This window comes from Nitrospira sp. (genome assembly GCA_024760545.1).
GTDB lineage: Bacteria > Nitrospirota > Nitrospiria > Nitrospirales > Nitrospiraceae > Nitrospira_D.
Genome location: CP060501.1, coordinates 1,605,631 through 1,621,691, shown reverse-complemented (window position 1 = coordinate 1,621,691; position 16,061 = coordinate 1,605,631). Strand labels below are relative to the sequence as shown.

General features: G+C 54.2%; 17 protein-coding genes. 9 read left to right on the top strand and 8 right to left on the bottom strand.

What is annotated here, in order from left to right:
• Positions 1–104 precede the first annotated feature (104 nt).
• The 9 genes from H8K03_07735 (at position 105) to H8K03_07695 (ending at position 9,059) form a co-directional block, all read left to right on the top strand.
• Positions 105–788: a TIGR00266 family protein gene (locus H8K03_07735; protein ID UVT21776.1), complete on the top strand. Its 684-nt coding sequence runs from the start codon at positions 105–107 to the stop codon at positions 786–788.
• A 241-nt stretch (positions 789–1,029) separates the two neighbouring features.
• Complete coding sequence (locus H8K03_07730; protein UVT21775.1) at positions 1,030–2,172, top strand: M48 family metallopeptidase; 1,143 nt, start codon at positions 1,030–1,032, stop codon at positions 2,170–2,172.
• A complete protein-coding gene (locus tag H8K03_07725; protein UVT21774.1) occupies positions 2,169–2,669 on the top strand; it encodes a metallophosphoesterase family protein in 501 nt (166 codons plus the stop codon). The genes H8K03_07730 and H8K03_07725 overlap by 4 nt, the downstream gene beginning before the upstream one ends.
• Positions 2,670–2,837: 168 nt before the next feature.
• Positions 2,838–3,269, top strand: coding sequence for a hypothetical protein (locus H8K03_07720; GenBank protein ID UVT21773.1), 432 nt, complete (start codon positions 2,838–2,840; stop codon positions 3,267–3,269).
• A gap of 403 nt (positions 3,270–3,672) precedes the next feature.
• The gene (locus H8K03_07715; GenBank protein ID UVT21772.1) at positions 3,673–4,278 is read left to right on the top strand and encodes a DUF3332 family protein; all 606 of its coding nucleotides are present in this window, start codon (positions 3,673–3,675) and stop codon (positions 4,276–4,278) included.
• Positions 4,279–4,503: 225 nt separating this feature from the next.
• Positions 4,504–5,013 carry a DUF3015 domain-containing protein gene (locus H8K03_07710; protein UVT21771.1) on the top strand — a complete coding sequence of 170 codons (510 nt, stop codon included), beginning with the start codon at positions 4,504–4,506 and terminating at the stop codon, positions 5,011–5,013.
• Between the two features lie 28 nt (positions 5,014–5,041).
• A complete protein-coding gene (locus H8K03_07705) occupies positions 5,042–6,982 on the top strand; it encodes a DUF4105 domain-containing protein (protein ID UVT21770.1) in 1,941 nt (646 codons plus the stop codon).
• A gap of 78 nt (positions 6,983–7,060) precedes the next feature.
• Positions 7,061–7,825: an alpha/beta hydrolase gene (locus H8K03_07700; protein UVT21769.1), complete on the top strand. Its 765-nt coding sequence runs from the start codon at positions 7,061–7,063 to the stop codon at positions 7,823–7,825.
• A gap of 754 nt (positions 7,826–8,579) precedes the next feature.
• Entirely contained in the window at positions 8,580–9,059 is a 480-nt protein-coding gene (locus H8K03_07695; protein UVT21768.1) for a tautomerase family protein, read from the top strand.
• 85 nt (positions 9,060–9,144) lie between these two features.
• Here H8K03_07695 and H8K03_07690 read toward each other — a convergent pair whose 3' ends face one another.
• The 8 genes from H8K03_07690 to H8K03_07655 all read right to left on the bottom strand — a co-directional run bounded on the left by H8K03_07690 (position 9,145) and on the right by H8K03_07655 (position 15,973).
• On the bottom strand, positions 9,145–9,549 hold the full coding sequence (locus H8K03_07690) for a hypothetical protein (protein ID UVT21767.1): 405 nt from the start codon (positions 9,547–9,549) through the stop codon (positions 9,145–9,147).
• A 13-nt stretch (positions 9,550–9,562) separates the two neighbouring features.
• Positions 9,563–10,297 (bottom strand): SDR family oxidoreductase, encoded by a 735-nt coding sequence (locus H8K03_07685; protein ID UVT21766.1) that lies wholly within the window; start codon positions 10,295–10,297, stop codon positions 9,563–9,565.
• A 33-nt stretch (positions 10,298–10,330) separates the two neighbouring features.
• Complete coding sequence (locus tag H8K03_07680; GenBank protein UVT21765.1) at positions 10,331–11,104, bottom strand: TIGR04282 family arsenosugar biosynthesis glycosyltransferase; 774 nt, start codon at positions 11,102–11,104, stop codon at positions 10,331–10,333.
• Positions 11,105–11,223: 119 nt separating this feature from the next.
• The gene (locus H8K03_07675) at positions 11,224–11,637 is read right to left on the bottom strand and encodes a hypothetical protein (protein ID UVT21764.1); all 414 of its coding nucleotides are present in this window, start codon (positions 11,635–11,637) and stop codon (positions 11,224–11,226) included.
• A gap of 2 nt (positions 11,638–11,639) precedes the next feature.
• Positions 11,640–12,797: a 2'-deoxycytidine 5'-triphosphate deaminase gene (locus H8K03_07670; GenBank protein ID UVT21763.1), complete on the bottom strand. Its 1,158-nt coding sequence runs from the start codon at positions 12,795–12,797 to the stop codon at positions 11,640–11,642.
• Positions 12,794–13,987 (bottom strand): KamA family radical SAM protein, encoded by a 1,194-nt coding sequence (locus tag H8K03_07665; GenBank protein ID UVT21762.1) that lies wholly within the window; start codon positions 13,985–13,987, stop codon positions 12,794–12,796. The genes H8K03_07670 and H8K03_07665 overlap by 4 nt, the downstream gene beginning before the upstream one ends.
• A gap of 17 nt (positions 13,988–14,004) precedes the next feature.
• On the bottom strand, positions 14,005–14,349 hold the full coding sequence (locus H8K03_07660; GenBank protein ID UVT21761.1) for a glutathione S-transferase N-terminal domain-containing protein: 345 nt from the start codon (positions 14,347–14,349) through the stop codon (positions 14,005–14,007).
• 67 nt (positions 14,350–14,416) lie between these two features.
• The gene (locus H8K03_07655; protein UVT21760.1) at positions 14,417–15,973 is read right to left on the bottom strand and encodes a hypothetical protein; all 1,557 of its coding nucleotides are present in this window, start codon (positions 15,971–15,973) and stop codon (positions 14,417–14,419) included.
• Positions 15,974–16,061: the final 88 nt, after the last annotated feature.

Here is a 16,061-nt window from a genome sequence, read left to right as displayed (position 1 = left end):
GACTATAGAGCTAGGCGACGGTCGGTGCTCGGTATATGCGCGCAACGAGACATCGACCAGCTCCGCCCGCGGATGGGTGAAGTGAAAGAAAGAGGAGAGGAACGATGAAAAGTGAAATTCTTTATCCCGGTGCGTTCCCGATGGTGCGTGTGGAGTTGGCAGACGGAGAGCACATCAAGGCCGAGTCAGGCGCGATGGTGGCGTGCTCGCCGACCATCGACATTGAAAGCAAAATGGAAGGAGGGTTTCTGGGAGCGTTGTCGCGGAAGTTTCTCACAGGAGAAAAGTTCTTTTTTCAGACGCTACGTGCCAGCCGAGGCGCCGGAGAAGCGTTGCTTGCTCCCACCGTACCCGGTGAAATCGTCGTCCTGGAACTCGATGGGGTCAGCGAGTATATGGTGCAGAAAGATGGATTCCTTGCGGGAGCGGATAGCATCAACATTGACAGTCAAATGCAGAGTATGAGCCGCGGGCTGCTGGGCGGCGAGGGATTTTTCATTCTGAAGATGAGCGGGAAGGGGATGCTCGTTCTGAACAGTTTCGGGGCCATTCACAAGATCGAGTTGAAACCTGGTCAGGAGTATATTGTCGACAATAGTCATCTAGTGGCCTGGTCCACTACGACCTCGTATAACATCGAAAAAGCCACTTCCGGGTGGGTGGCCAGTTTCACTTCCGGCGAAGGGTTTGTCTGCCGATTTCGCGGGCCGGGTGTTGTCTATATCCAGAGTCGAAACCCAGGCGGGTTCGGTGCGTGGGTGAGACAGTTCATTCCAGTCTCTGAATAGCGGATGCTGAAGCCGCCTACGGTATCACCCTCCCAACCCAGTCGCGCCAAGACGCGCCAGTTCCCAAGGTTCGTTCTCGGTTCGAAGCGATCCTCAATGTACCCCACAGGAGGAGAGAGCTCTGTCTTGGCAGCTCGGGGCGGAAGGGTGAGAACTACGACGCCTGCGGCCTTGTTGGTGGCGGTTTTGAGCATCTGCTCGAGAACATTCCGCTGCCAATGAATCAATCGAGACCCACACCATGACCGAATTCCACCCCAACGCACTCTGTTTTGGAGAAGAATTTCCTGCCAGTGGCGCGCCTTGCCTTGTCCATGTTGAAGGCCATGGGCTTACGATTACTTTTTCCTCTGAGGCCAATCACACGCAGTCGGAAGCGCTGCCATTTTCTGGTATGGCGGTCTCAGCAGGAGGGTTGGACCACGACCAACTCGTCATAAAATGGGCAGGGCCTATGGGGCAGCGAACGTTGTATCTCAAGAGCTCCGATGTGATTCGTGCGTTCCGGCAGGCAGCGCCGGATCATTTAACCGCTCCGCTTGAACAGGCAGTGGAACAAGTCCGTCATGTGCGGCAACGGCACCGGATTGTGTGGAGTATCGTCGGAGGGACTCTTTTGGCTTTGGTAGTGGGGCTGTGGTTTGGGAGTGACCTGCTGGTCGAACTCGCCGTTGATCGAATCCCGGTAGCATGGGAGCAGAAGCTGGGGGAGTCGGCCTATCATGATTTTCTTGCCGGTCAGGAGATTGTGAAAGACGGCCAGGCTATCGCGGCGGTCAAGGAGATGACTGATCGCTTGGCCAGGCAGATTCCGGATAACCCCTACACATTCGATGTGACCGTCGTGAAGAGTGACGTCGTGAATGCCTTTGCCCTGCCGGGCGGCTACGTCGTGGTCTTTACCGGATTGATGAAAAAAGCCGAAAATCCTGAAGAGGTGGCGGGAGTGTTGGCTCATGAGTTGAACCATGTGCTGCAGCGGCATGGACTCGAACGCATCGTGAAGCAACTGGGTTTTGTGGCCGTTGTCTCGATCGTACTGGGGAATCAGCAAGGCCTCGGCCAGGTGATGAAGCAACTTGGGGTCGAATTGATGACGTTGAAGTTTGGCCGGGCACAAGAGACCGAAGCGGATATGACCGGCCTTCAACTGCTGCATCGCGCCAAGATCGATCCCTCCGGCATGATTACATTCTTTGAACGACTAGCGGAGGAGGACGAGGGACGAGTCGAGTGGCTCTCCACCCATCCCATGAGTGGCGCTCGGGCCGAGCGGTTGAAAGCTGAGATTGCGGCCATGCCGAAGTTACGGCCTGAGCCCTTCACATTCGAGTGGGTCAAGGTCCGAGCATCGCTTGGCGGGCAGGTTGGTGCGGGCTCATGAGTGCCTCCCGTACGTTTCGTATCGGTGTCCTGGCGGACACTCATGGCCTCTTCGATGCGGTGCTTGAGCAGCACTTTCGTCGTGTCGATCATATCGTTCACGCAGGCGACATCGGCGGACAATCCGTGATCGAGCAGCTCAAGACGATTGCTCCAGTAACCGCCGTTTCCGGTAATGTCGACGAATATGAACGAAGCGGATTCCCACGTGAGACAGTGATCGAGTTGGCCGGCATTAGGATTGCCATCCGCCACATTCTGTACGAAGGCGGAAAGCTCACCAAAGAGGGAAGAGCTTTCTTGGATCGTACGCATCCGGACATTTGTATTTTCGGACACACCCATCAGCCGAGAAACGAACGGCTGGGAGAGACGCTTTTATTCAACCCGGGATCGGCCGGTCCAAGACGGTTCACATTGCCCAGGATGATTGGAACGATATCGATTGGGGATCGGCTCTTGGCGAAACATATAGTGTTAAGAGATATAGTTACTTAGGATATTTGAATTGAGGTGTAATATTATCGTAACTCGTCCTTCTCAAGATAGGTCTCGATTTGCACGCATAAAAGTTATTATTGCTTTCATAGTTTTGATAATGTCTGTACCCTGGTTTTTTAATTGGCCAACGTGCAGGTCCTGCCACCAACACAAGGAGATGTACTCATGGGGAGAGTGATGCGCATGTTGATGCTTGTTTCACTCATGTTAGTCCAGAGCGCCTGTTCGATCGCTTGGGCGTTGAAACAGCCACCTCCCAGAGATATTGACGGATTAGGCATTGGTTCGCAGAGGGATCACGTTGTAGGACGGCTCGGCATACCAAAGCTGTCAGAAACCGATCCTCAAGGGCGCAAACAGGACATGTTCGAGTTCCAATCAGGAATGCATCAGTTGTCAAAATTGCGTGTAATCCCGTATTTGGGGGCAGATATCGTTACATTAGGTCTCGCCGAAATTATTCTCTGGCCCATGGAACTGACGGTTATGAAGGATGCGACTTGTCAGGCGTTTGCAACATACGATGCATCTCAAACCGTTGAAATATGGCGTCTCAATAAAGTGAATCAGTCTGGTTTGGAAGCCCAGGGATGTTGATGAGGATCGACAAATGGATTTGATTTCCGAGTGACGGTCTGTGCGAAAACGACCGCCCGTCGGGTTTATCGTTGACCAGAGCTAAGCGGCTGAGGGCTCGTTGAAGAGATTTGCAACGACGCTAGGATCCCAGTATTTCTAAAGCTCTGCCGGCGCAGCGGCTTGCGCTGATGATCAGTAGTCAATTCCCTCACTAGCTGCCTTGTCATCCAGCTACTCTATTTCCCTAATCACGTACATGACCTGACAGCGAAACCGTAGCAATTTTGCTCATGGTCTTGTGCCTTGCGGTGAACTTGCTTGAAAACAGATTTGTACCCAAACTCTTATTATGCTAGATGAAAGTCCCGGGCGACCAACGAGGCTGGAAGTCTATCTTGTCGTGTTTTGAGAAAGGAGAGAGATGATGACTAAATTGTTTCGCCGGTTTGTCATCGCGGTGGTGTTGATGTCTTTCGTAACCGTTAGCACCGCATGCTATGGCCCGTTCAATCTCACGAAGAATGTCTATCACTGGAACAGCAACGTCAAAGGCAGCGGCCAAATCAACGATAAGTGGATGAGGGAAATTGTGTTTTTCGGCATGCTGATCATTCCCGCCTATATGTTCTCGGCGTTGCTGGATACGTTCATCTTCAACGCGATGCATTTTTGGACCGGAGAAAGTCCGATTAAGGGGTCGGCTTCGGGAAGTGATGATATGAAGGTGGCCACTCTAGGTGAAACCACCATCCGATGGGCGCCGACAGATGATGGTGCAACCGTGACATACGAGCGCCATGGGATCGTCGAACACCGTGCGACCATCGTAGCCGGCGCAACCGGGTATCGCCTCCTTGATGAAAACGGACGTGTACTGTCAGAGACAGAGCATGATGCTGACGGCAACATCCGCTTCCTGGACGGAGATTGCCGAGTGGTCAAGCAGTTAAGCGTGGGACAGCTGGAATCCATTGCTCACGGTGGTCCGTCGATGCCGAGCGAGTTGGAGATCTGGAAGAGATTATAAGGCGGACATCGGTTGGGTTCGCGTAAGAAAGACGGCGCCAAGAAAAAGTTGTTGCGCTCATGTGATTTGTCTATAATCATCCGCCTCACTTAAGTGGGCTTGATGATTTCGGTGCGAGAACTTTTTTGTCAACATCGGAGATGAATTCGGTTATACTTCGGGTCGGTGTCTTGGCAATATCACAATATCGGTGGGTACTTAATCAATTCTAACGGAGGAGGACTTATGTCGAAGAAAGTGCTCTTGTTGTCTATCGCCGTATTGTTCGGCGCCCAGGCGGGTCTGGCAATGGCGGCAAATCCAGACACCGGTCCAGGCTGCGGGCTGGGGAAACTGGCGTGGGGCGAATATAAGGGCCAGAAGGAAATTGCCCCTCAGGTGCTGCAGGCAACCACGAATGGTACCTTTGGCAGCCAGACCTTCGGCATCAGTTTTGGCACCTCCGGATGCACCAACGATGGCAAGATCATGAGCGAGCACAAGACGACGATGTTCGCGTCGCTGAACTTCGATGCCCTCACGGCGGAGATGGCTCAGGGGCAGGGTGAACACCTGGCCTCACTCGCGACTCTGATGGGTGTGCCGGCCGAGCGCCACGCACAGTTCTTTGCCATGACCCAGGAGCGCTATACGTCCCTGGTACAAGCTGGAGAAGCTTCTCCGGTAGCATTGGTGAAGTCCCTCAATGATGCCATTGCGGGCCATCCAGTCCTCGCACAAGCATCGGTACGCTAACTAAGTTATTGCAAGGGCTCTGGCAGAGATGCCAGAGCCCTTGTTGTCTCTTTCTTACACCGTGTTGGTTTCCCTCCTTGCGCTTCTAGCATGTTTGTTCGCTCCGTTTCCTTCCAGTGCGCAACAATCGGATCATGAGCAGTATCTCGCTCAACTGATCGACCAAGCTGAGCAAGAAAAACTTGCGGATCGGCGTGAATGGCATCTGTTGTTGCACTATCGCAAGGGAATCTTTGGAGGATATGAGAGCGAACAGGATGATCCAGGATTTTTCTTATCCTCTCAAGGGAAGACTGATCCTTCTGCCGAACTCGCGGCCACGCTTACGCGATTCTTTTCCACCGAACTGGTCGGTCGCTCTCGACAGCCGGCTCAATGTGCCTTCATCGCCCGCTACCACTGGCTCAAGGAGCTACTGAAGTTTGATCCAACCCGTCTTCCGCCTCTCGCTTGCGAGCGGTTTGATCGATGGTACGAAGATTTCGAGGTTCAATCTATTTCCCTGATTTTTCCTTCGGCCTTCCTTAATAATCCAGCGTCGATGTTCGGCCATACGTTGTTTCGTGTCGACCAGAAGGGGCAGACCGAGCAGACCCGCATCCTTGCTTACACTATCAACTATGCAGCCGACGTACCTCCCGGCGCCGGCCTTGCCTATCCTATTCGGGGTATCTTCGGAAGCTATAAGGGATACTTTTCGACGATTCCCTATTACCTCAAGGTACAGCAGTATCGGGACATCGAAAACCGGGATATTTGGGAATATCGTCTAAATCTCACGGAAGACCAGCTGCGGCGATTCTTGATGCATGCGTGGGAACTCGGGAATGCGTACTTCGACTATTTTTTCTTCAAGGAGAATTGTTCTTACCATCTCCTTGCGCTGTTGGATTATGCCGACCCCGATTTGCATTTGACCGACGAGTTCATGTTTTGGACTGTTCCAGCTGACACCGTCAGATTGATTGTGTCAAAGCCAGGCTTGGTATCGAATATCACCTATCGCCCTTCCCGTAGTACCGTCATCAAGCGAAAGCGAGAGTCCTTACCTCCTGTGGAGCGAGATCTGGCTCACCGGATTACACAGGATCTTGGGGAGCTTAACTCGCCGACGTTCACCCGATTGGTTCCTGCGAAGCAGGCATTCGTGCTGGACTTGGCATCAGATTATTTGCGTTATCGGATTGAGACGACGGACTCTCAAAAACCAGAGTGGAAGGAGCGAAACCGAGCGGTTCTGACAGCCCGCAGTCAGCTCCGCATCCCGTCTGAAGAGTTTACCGTGCGTCCCTTCGCGAGACAGCCCGAACTCGGCCACAAGATGTTACAGGCTGCCATCGGGGGAGGCTGGCGGAATAACGATACCTTTGAAGAAGCGACGTTTCGAGGAGGCTACCACACTTTGCTGGATCCTGAGGTCGGCTATACTCCCGATGCGCAAATTGAAATGGCTTCCATCACGGTACGACACTACAACCGCGCGGATCAGACGCGGGTAGAACGGGCCACGTTGCTGAACCTCCTCTCGCTTTCCCCGATGGACTCCGTCTTTCACGCACCCTCATGGAAACTGAACATCGGTATGAACACGATCCGCCACAACGATTGTCAACTGTGCAGCAACGGCTTCTTCAACGGCGGCATCGGAGGAGCAAAGGAATTTCGCTTGCTGAAACGGGAAGTGCTATTCGCCTTTGCGGAAGTAGAGGCGAACGTCAGCAAGGCCTATGATGAGATGCATCGAGTTGGAGGTGGGGCAACGGTTGGGATGTTGGCTGATGTCACGGAGCGTTGGAAACTGATGGCGACGGGGTCGTATTTGAAGTATCCGTTGGGAGATAAATCCGACGATTTTCGGTGGTATGTGGGATCGCGCTTCACGTTGGCTCGAAATTGGTCGATGAGGCTGGAGTACAACCACCGCGATCGCGACAATGATGTCCTATTCAGCGTCCAAAGATTTTTCTGATTCAATGAATTGAGCACATGTGGGTGGTGAGGAGAGAGAGCTCTTCCTTCTCAAAGGCGGTTCCGCTATTCTCTTTCGGTGAGCATCCTCGATCAATTCTTCGTCTATCATCCGGAACCTTGGCAAGATCGCGATTGGGCACGGCAGAGCGGGTTACCGCTTGAGGAGGTGTGGTTTCAATCATCCGACGGTGTCCAACTTTTCGGCTGGTATGTCGAGGCAGCAGCTGATCGTCCTGTTATGCTCTGGTGTCACGGCAATGCGGGGAATATCATCAACCGCCTTGATAATCTCAGGCTCCTGTACCAGATGGGGTTGTCCGTGTTCTTGTTCGACTACAGGGGCTATGGGAAGAGCCAGAATATCCGTCCCAGTGAGAAAGGGCTCTACGAAGATGCGAGCGGAGCGTACGATCATCTCACGCGAACCAGAAAGATTCGCCCTGAACGAGTCGTCCTGTTTGGGCGATCGCTTGGGGCTTCCGTGGCAGGTGACCTTGCGGCCCAACGACCCGCCTCAGCGTTGATTCTCGAGTCGTCGTTTCCCTCTATTGAGGCAGTGGCTAAATTCCATTACAGCGGTTTGCCGATGCATTGGTTCCTTGGGGCTGAATTTCGGTTGATCGATCGGCTGCCGTATCTCTCACTGCCGAAGCTGATCATTCACGGGGATAAGGATGACATCATCCCTGTTGAATTGGGACGCCAAGTGTTCGACGCTGCTAAGCCACCCAAAGAATGGTATGTGATCCAAGGGGCCGACCACAACGACACATATGCAGTGGGTGGCAAAACCTACTTCCGCCGGCTCGGAGAATTCGTCAAAAAATCCCTATCAGCTTAGCTCAGAAGGCGAGTAAGAGCGACGCTTCCGTCATCAACCTTTCTCGTGCGGAAAGAATGGCGCTCGCGTGAGTTCAACTTTTTAGGAGTCTCGATCTACATAATTTGTGGAGCGTAGTCCTGAGTGATACGGCTTCTCCTTCTCCCAATGCTTGCTCATATTCCTGCTGCAAGGCCACAAGTCCCTTACGTAGAAGAGGACGCAGGTTATGCCCCAGCGTTGAACGGTCCATCACAAGATAATTTGACAGTTCATTCATAGTCGGAGGTACAGGACGATCTCGGGCAATTTCAGCGAGTAAAGAAAACTGACTCGTTCTGAGCCCGCTCGCCTTCAGCCGAGCGTCATAGATGAGCGAGACACGACGTGAGGCCTTTCGCAATTCAGCGCAGTAGCAGGGAGATTGAAACGACAGATGATCAGTCATTGTTCATACGCGTCAATCGATGGTCTATTCTAAGCCGGCCCAAACATGCCACACCATTATATGACTGAATCACCTCCTACATAAAGAGTTTGACACGGCAAATACACGGTGATATATAGGGGCATATGCCCATATATAGGAGAGGCTTCGCAATTGATAAGCGAGCAATGGCTAGAGTTCTTGTCAGGAAAGAAACGCTCTCGGTTGAGGAGACATCATCAATAAGTGAGCGACCTAGAAGAGTCGTTTAGTTGAAGAGGGACAGGTGAGCTTTTACGAGGCCACCGTTGATATATCATGTGCTCAACAGATGAGGAGGGAAGAACGATGCCATTGTGGAAAGTCTATCATCCGGCGGGAGCGTATACGGCTGAAGACAAGAGGGAAATGGCTAAGCGCATCACGGAGGTGTACGCAAGCATTCCCTTACCGAAGTTCTATGTCGTCCATATCTTCGAGGAAGTACCCAAGGGTTCGTGCTTTGTGGGCGGCGAACCGAATGACCGATTTGTGCGATTCAAGGTCGATCAAATCGCCAGGACGCTGCCCGGTCCGATTCTGAGAGAATGGTGGGTCAAGACACTGGATAAAGTGATTGCTCCCTTTGTGAAGGACAGAGGATATGACTGGGAGATATCCATAGATGAGACACCCTTTGACCTGTGGTCGCTTCAAGGGGAGCTGCCTGCCCCCTTCGAATCTGTGGCGGAGAAGCGATGGGTCAAGGAAAACAGAGCTAGCCCATATACGCTAGACGAGAAGCTTCCGGTCAACTTGGTCCTCGCGCCAGGAATTGCGGACCGGTAGACTCCAGCTATGGTTTCAGGGGAGATGGATGGCCAACGTGGCACCGCCATCTCCCTTGGACCACGTCGCTAGCTGCGAGTATTTGTTACCCTTTCGCTTCCGGTGGCGGCCAGTTCATTTCAGTGTGGCGGCCACAGTAGTAGCACAAGAGACGGTATCGGGCTTTTCGGCGAGGATTGGGTAAGGAAATGAAAGTGATGGGTGTATCGTCGTAGGGGCACGCCGGTTGTTCGTGAAGGAGATGCGTTTCCGCCATCAAGGTGATGGAGGCCACGTCCCACGACGGCTGGTGTTCTTCCTTGCCGGTGATTTTCTCGATCGTGTGACAACGCTCGCATGCCGCTTCGTATGTCTTGATGCGGGCGCTGTGCGGAGTATGATCGGTGATCGCCATCGCTCCCCCGCAGCCGGGTTTGGTACACGTGAGATGCTCATGTTGGAGTGCCTGAACGAATCGACGATGCTTCTCCCGTTCCTGATCCGATAGCATCCAGCCCTCCCTTCTAGATTCCCCACGCCCCGCTGATTTGAATATTCGCACCATTCACATACCGTGCGTCCTCGCTGAGCAGGTAACGGACAGCTGCAACGGTGTCCTCAACTGTACCGATGTAGCCGGCCGGAATGCGTTTCGTCATGGCTGCAAGTTCCTGCGGCGGTGCGCTGCCCGAGTCGATGAAGCCGGGCGAGATGGCATTGACAGTAATGCCATATGGCGCCAATAGTTTGGCCAACGTGCGCGTGAGGATGAGCACTCCGGCTTTGGCGATATAGTGGGCGGTGACGTCGGCCTGCGCTTCCATCTGGTCCGCATTGGCCATACTGAAACTGATGATCCGACCGGTTTTGCGGGCTTTCATGCCTGGCGCGACAGCTTGCGCAAGATAGAAAATAGGGTGCAGATTGCCGTCGAACATCTCGTTCCACCCCTCGATCGTCTCGTCGAATATGTTCACTCGGTGATAAGGACCGGCTCCGTTGACCAGGACGTCGATCCGCCCCCAGTCTTTTTCTACCTGTGCTACCAGATTCTTGGCGGCTATGGGGTCTGAGACATCGCAGCGAATCGCCAGCGCCTGCCCTCCTTGCCGCGTGATATCCTGTGCCGTTGTCTGTGCCGCTGCTTCGCTGTTCCGATAGCAGAAGGCAATCTTCCAATGCCGGGCGGCGAGGTCGAGCGCGATCCCGCGTGCGATGCCTTTAGCCCCTCCGGTAATGAGTGCTACACGTTCATCCATAAGAACACCTTTGGCCGATGAAGACCTCGCGCATTATGCTCTTAAACTCAGTCGTTTGGCGAGTAGTTGCAGTACGCCGGTGGTACGACTTGAAAAGGCCCGATCATTCTTGGGCTTCTTGCCGTCAACGATGCTTGTCTCGATGAGGGCCTGAAGATCGTCAACGGTATCGATCTCACGCCAAGGCTCGATCAAGGCGGTCGTGAGTCCGAGCGTGGCCGCTTTCTCTTGGGTGAGTCTGAGCACGTGCTCAGACGACCAGGGAATATCAGCGAAGAGCTCGGGGCATGTCCGTTTCAGGCCGATGAGATAATAACCTCCGTCAAACGCGGGACCGAGCACGACATCGTGATTTCCCAGCTGGGTAAGTGCTTGTTTGAAACGGTCGAGCGGAAGCGTCGGCGCGTCCGTCCCGATCACGATCACCCGCCGGTATCCTCCGGCGAACAGTGTTGCAACAGCTTGGTTCATGCGTGTACCGAGGTCGTGGCCGACTTGGTCGATCAACTTCACACCGTGCCGCTCCTCCAGAATTTTGAAAAACACGTGGGTGGAAGATGGCGCGCAGGCTAGGTAGCGTTCGATCGGCGGCTTCCCGACCGCGGCCTTTGTACGTTCGAGCGTGTCGAGTACGAAACTGCCGTGCAGGGTAGCCGCTTCGTCGGCAGTGAGTGGCGGACAGAGGCGCGTCATCACCTGGCCGGGAATCGGTGCCTTGGCGAATATCACCAATGCAGTACGGAGCGTCGGATGCTCGTCTCGCTGAGCAGACGATGCGGGCTGAGTGCTGACACGAGGGTTCGGCATTCTTTTCTACTCACTGATCATTTCGTGGATGTCCGAGGCCGATAGGCATGCCGGCGTCCGGGCGAGTGTGCTCTCTTCGTTCAGAGTTTGAATGATGACGGATAACGTCATCGAGGAGATCACGTTGTAGGTTTCTTGGGCTCGACGAACATGAAGTACATGACGATGATGATGGTTGCCCAGAAGATGACCTGCTTGTGCCAAAACAGGACTTCCCCATATTGAAAAAGGCCCAAGGCTAACGCGATCGCAAGGCCCATGACCCCATAACGGATAGTCGGAGTTTCGATGGCCGCATTGGCCCATATCGTCAAGCCGCAGAAATAAATGAGAAACGGGACGACATTGATTTCGAAGCCGCCGCTGATGGACAGAAACACATTGAGAAAGCCGATAAACATCAACGCCGTGCCGACCATCAAGCCGATGACATGCACTTGGTGATCGCTCCCACCATCTTGCTCGCCCGGTTCGGTCGGAGGCGACGGCTTCAGCGACTCATCTTGATGAGGTGGCAGGTCGGATGGAGTCATGATCAGACTTTGAAATGCTTACTGAGCGTCAACGTTTGTTGTTGATAGGATGATCCCAGTAATGATCCGTAGAGTTGTGTTGGCAGTCCCATCATCTTGTCATAGACGACCTTGAAAAAAGTCTGTCCGTCATGGATCAAGAATGGCACGTCGTGGGGGCGAACCTCCAGCACGACTTGTGTGCCTTTGATCTCTCCTTTCGACCCATAGCCGAAGCCTGGGTCGAAGAAACCGGCATAGTGGGTCCGCAGCTCTCCACAGGCCGCTTCATAGGCAACCATTTCAGCCGCATAGCCAGCCGGCACGCAGATGCGTTCCTTCGAAGCAAGGATATAGAACTCTTCCGGCTCCAATAGCAAACTGTCATGGCGATGACGATGGAGCGGTTCCCAAAAATCGGCCGCCGCATAGTGGCCGACTTTGGCAAGGTCGATAACGTGGCTGTTCTTTTTCGCGCGGTACCCAATCACACGGGAGTCGGCTTGATCCGTGCCTTTCAGATCGATGCGGAGGAACAACCCTCGTTCAGCGCGAAAGTCTCGGCTGCTGATGATCTTACCGGAGGTCACATTGTGATACAGCAACGGCGTGCTCCGATGAAGCGTCTGAAGAGTTCGGTCCGAAACGGTAGACTCGCCACAGACAAATCGAATTTGGTTCAGCGACTGCCCAGTGCGCACCTTGATGGCAAACGAGCGTGGAACCACTTCCAGGAAGAGCCGGCCCCGGTAGCCGGCCCGGATTTCATCAAATCCGGCCGTGAGATCGGTGACCACACGAGTGAACACATCCAGACGACCCGTCGTGCTTTTTGGATTTGCCCGTGCACGAATTGTCTTCGGCAGAGCCAACTGTTCCAGCAACGGAACGAGATAGACATGGCCCTTTTCCAGAATGGCACCGTCGGTCAGGTCCATCTCATACATCACGAGGTCCGATTGATAGAAATCCAGCACATTCAATCTGGAAGAAATGGCCGAGAGTTCCGGCAAGAAGCTGCTGATAAGCCGATAGGCTTTACGGCCCAGACGGAGATCAAGGCTGGCCGGTTGGATCTGCCTGTCTTCAACTGCGGGAGAGGCACTGATGGCTTTGTTCGCGATCAGCCGTTTGATGTCTTGATAGGGAAGAATACCGGCCCGGCGTGAATGAGTTGTCACAGGTCGTCCGAATCTCCGCCGCAGCTGTTGCCCCAGGCGGCATAGCCATCGCGATCAGGGTAACTATCACCGCAGGCCACATAGGCCTCTTCGGAATCATCACGCGATGATCGTGCACCAAGCATCGGAAGTTCACGCCCGTGCTCAGTCTTGGGCTGCGGATAGTGGAACGATTTGTTCTCGTAATTACGGAGAAGCGCGCCATCTTTATCAAGATGTACCAAGTAATTGTTCGGCAATAAGGGGATCTTCCCTCCGCCGCCGGGTGCATCGATCACAAAATGAGGCACGGCCATTCCACTCGTGTGGCCTTGCAGGGCTTTAATGATATTCAGCCCGGTTTCGACCGTGGTCCGGAAATGATTGGTGCCCTTCGTCAGGTCCGCTTGATACAGGTAATAGGGCTTCACCCGTGCGAGGAGCAGCTGATGGACGAGGCGTTTCATGATTTCCGGATCGTCGTTCACCCCTTTGAGGAGAACCGTTTGGGCACCCAACGGGACGCCGGCATCAGCGAGCCTGCCACAGGCCGCTTTGACTTCAGGGGTGAGTTCGTCGGGATGGTTGAAGTGTAGGTTCATATAGATCGGATGGTACTGTTTTACCAACTCACAGAGCTTCGGCGTGATCCGTTGTGGCAACGTTCCGGGGACTCGTGACCCAATCCGTATGAGCTCCAGGTGCGGAATTGTCCGAAGCGCTTTCAGCACACGTTCAAGAAGATGGTCAGGGAGCAAGAGCGGGTCACCGCCCGAGAGAATGACGTCGCGCACCTCCGTGTGTTCGCGAAGATACTGGATGGCGCGGTCCAATTCGCCTTTCTTGAGGAAGCCAGGTTTGCCGACCAACCGTTTCCTGGTGCAGAACCGGCAGTAGATCGGACATTGGTTGGTGACCATCAGTAGGACCCGGTCCGGATAGCGGTGCACGAGATGGGGTACCGGGCTCATGAGATCTTCTTCGAGTGGGTCATCGTCGGCTTCAAGGTCGTCCAACTCCGCCGCGTCTGGGATCACCTGCTTCCAGATGGCATCCCCCGGTGATTTGATCGTCTCGAGTACGGTTGGCGTGATCCGCATAGGATACGGGCCGACGATCGCTTCCACCTCCTTCTCGTCGAGGCCGAACCGATCCGCCAGATCTTTGGCCTTTACGATACTTTCCGCTAGGACTTGTCTCCAGTCTTCCATGAATCGTCCTTTGGTAATCAGTTGATCCTGCAAGAAGGGAATTCGTCCTCTGGGCCCGACGCGTCGGGCATCGTTCGAGCCTGCGACTGAAACTGTGTCGATGATGCGGCTCCTTCGGCGCGGGCTCCGTATCGCTCATCCAGATAGGCCAGAATGTCGGCGGTTTCCGTCAGAACGAGATCTCCGTCCTTGATGACCGGCACATAATATTGACCAGACGCGTCGTAGACTTGCGTCCGCATTCGTCTGATGTCGGGCACGACGACAGCTTCATAAGCCACTCCCAACTCGGCCAGCTTTTCGCGGACGACGTCGCACTCCGGACACCAATCAACATGGAAAAGCGTTAGTGTCACAATCATATAAGGCTACCAGGAAAAGCCGGAAAGTGAAACGCCCATTTTTTGAGGTTTATTGTCGGGGAATGCATCAGTCGGGAAGAAGGGCGCAGGGAGCCATGATCGCGTCCTTCATGCCATGAAGAATCTTTTTGTCGGAAGGGCAGATCGTCGCGAGAATACCGGCTAGTTCTGTCCTCCCCTCTGAGACAAAATAGTAGGGAGAGAGTCTCGCTCGGCCTGACATAGGTGCGATCGTGCCTCGGTCCTCGTCCATAAAGCTCATCTCAAACAATCGCCCCTTATGAAATTCTTGCAAAATATAGGGTGTCCTAGAAAATGATGTAAGCGCCTCGCGAAGTGCTTGCGTCCATTCGGCCTGCGGCATGTCGTGCCCGATCGAGACGCCTCGACTCCCCCACGCCAGTTCGGAAAATCCGGAAGGCTTGATGACGAAATGCCGTTCCTTCTGCGTGGCCGTCTCGAGAGCAGCCCAATGCGCCACTGGACGGTTCCCCACATGAAGGTCGGGAATCGTCGCGATGGCGGGAAGCGGGGTTGGGTCAAGCACCCAGGTCTTCGGCATGATCGTACTCAAATGGAGCATGCCGTCGGCTCCGAGTTCCTTTTCCCAGAACGGTCGAAGCATGGGATGGTGAAGCAGCGCAAAGGCTGATTTTTCCTCCAGGGCCGGCTTGTAGGGTGGTGTCATGGAGACCAACCCTTTCTTGGCGGCATATTGGACGAGCTCGGCCTTGGGAATGTTCAGCAGGTCGAACAATTCGTAAAAGCGGTAGACCACGCCGATGGGTTGCTCGCTACGGTCAGTCTGGAGCCGAAGCCCGTCTTCCGTAAATCGAATGTCCCGTGGTTCGACGCACCAAGCGGAAATTCCGTCTTCGCGGAGTTGAGCGGCTAGCCAAGACATTTCCGGCCGATAGTCTTTGGATTCTTCAGAGACGAGAATTGCAACGCATCCCTCACGCTGATCACGGTAGGAACGCAGCATGCGGGCAAAGCCCCGTACCATGCCGTCCCGTCCGCCGATGATCTGGGAGCGACCTCCGTCAAGATCGTGATAGATGCGGGAGAGACAGGCGGTGAGCCCGATACCCCCTGGAACTGAATCGAGCTCGGTAATGACCATGCCGTCTTGGGTCGGAATGATATCCGGCCGGATGACGGCGGGCAATGCGTCCCGAAATCGTTTCATCCGGCTGTACTGGACCAATGCTTCCGGCTTGCCCTGATCCAGGTAGCCGGCGACCCAGCCCGGTTGAATTCCTTTGACGCTCTCGTTGTAAAGCCGATTCAGTCCTCGATAGAACGACAGGAGTTGCGGGCCCAATTGTGTGAAGAACTGTAGCTGATCAGAAGACAGGAAAAACGGGCAGGGGCTGATTCGCCAGGAATTGACCACCGATACGTCTGAGGCTGTTTCTTTAGGAGGGGCGGTGGATGAAGCTCCAAACAGATTGGCAAGAGACAGCTGCGTGCGGATGGCGGCACAGCGATCGCGCGCAGCCTCGGTGGAGAGCGTCTGGCAGATGGCTTCAGTCGGTGCCAATAAAATATCCTTGGATATTCCGGCAAATCGGAAATGCGGCGTCGGATGATTCAAAAATTTAAATGCTAGCACGTAGCTCATGGGCGGACAAGGGGTCCGCAACTTTCTCGGGTGCAGAAGTGAGGCGCGGGGACACGGAGGGCGTTGATCGGAAACGAACCATCCTTGC

Coding starts and splice junctions, on each gene's coding strand:
- H8K03_07660 (UVT21761.1), bottom strand. CDS start 14,349: ATGATTGTGACACTAACGCTTTTCCATGTTGATTGGTGTCCGGAGTGC.
- H8K03_07695 (UVT21768.1), top strand. CDS start 8,580: ATGCCATTGTGGAAAGTCTATCATCCGGCGGGAGCGTATACGGCTGAA.
- H8K03_07715 (UVT21772.1), top strand. CDS start 3,673: ATGATGACTAAATTGTTTCGCCGGTTTGTCATCGCGGTGGTGTTGATG.
- H8K03_07725 (UVT21774.1), top strand. CDS start 2,169: ATGAGTGCCTCCCGTACGTTTCGTATCGGTGTCCTGGCGGACACTCAT.
- H8K03_07720 (UVT21773.1), top strand. CDS start 2,838: ATGGGGAGAGTGATGCGCATGTTGATGCTTGTTTCACTCATGTTAGTC.
- H8K03_07680 (UVT21765.1), bottom strand. CDS start 11,104: ATGCCGAACCCTCGTGTCAGCACTCAGCCCGCATCGTCTGCTCAGCGA.
- H8K03_07730 (UVT21775.1), top strand. CDS start 1,030: ATGACCGAATTCCACCCCAACGCACTCTGTTTTGGAGAAGAATTTCCT.
- H8K03_07735 (UVT21776.1), top strand. CDS start 105: ATGAAAAGTGAAATTCTTTATCCCGGTGCGTTCCCGATGGTGCGTGTG.
- H8K03_07705 (UVT21770.1), top strand. CDS start 5,042: ATGCCAGAGCCCTTGTTGTCTCTTTCTTACACCGTGTTGGTTTCCCTC.
- H8K03_07690 (UVT21767.1), bottom strand. CDS start 9,549: ATGCTATCGGATCAGGAACGGGAGAAGCATCGTCGATTCGTTCAGGCA.
- H8K03_07710 (UVT21771.1), top strand. CDS start 4,504: ATGTCGAAGAAAGTGCTCTTGTTGTCTATCGCCGTATTGTTCGGCGCC.
- H8K03_07655 (UVT21760.1), bottom strand. CDS start 15,973: ATGAGCTACGTGCTAGCATTTAAATTTTTGAATCATCCGACGCCGCAT.
- H8K03_07685 (UVT21766.1), bottom strand. CDS start 10,297: ATGGATGAACGTGTAGCACTCATTACCGGAGGGGCTAAAGGCATCGCA.
- H8K03_07675 (UVT21764.1), bottom strand. CDS start 11,637: ATGACTCCATCCGACCTGCCACCTCATCAAGATGAGTCGCTGAAGCCG.
- H8K03_07665 (UVT21762.1), bottom strand. CDS start 13,987: ATGGAAGACTGGAGACAAGTCCTAGCGGAAAGTATCGTAAAGGCCAAA.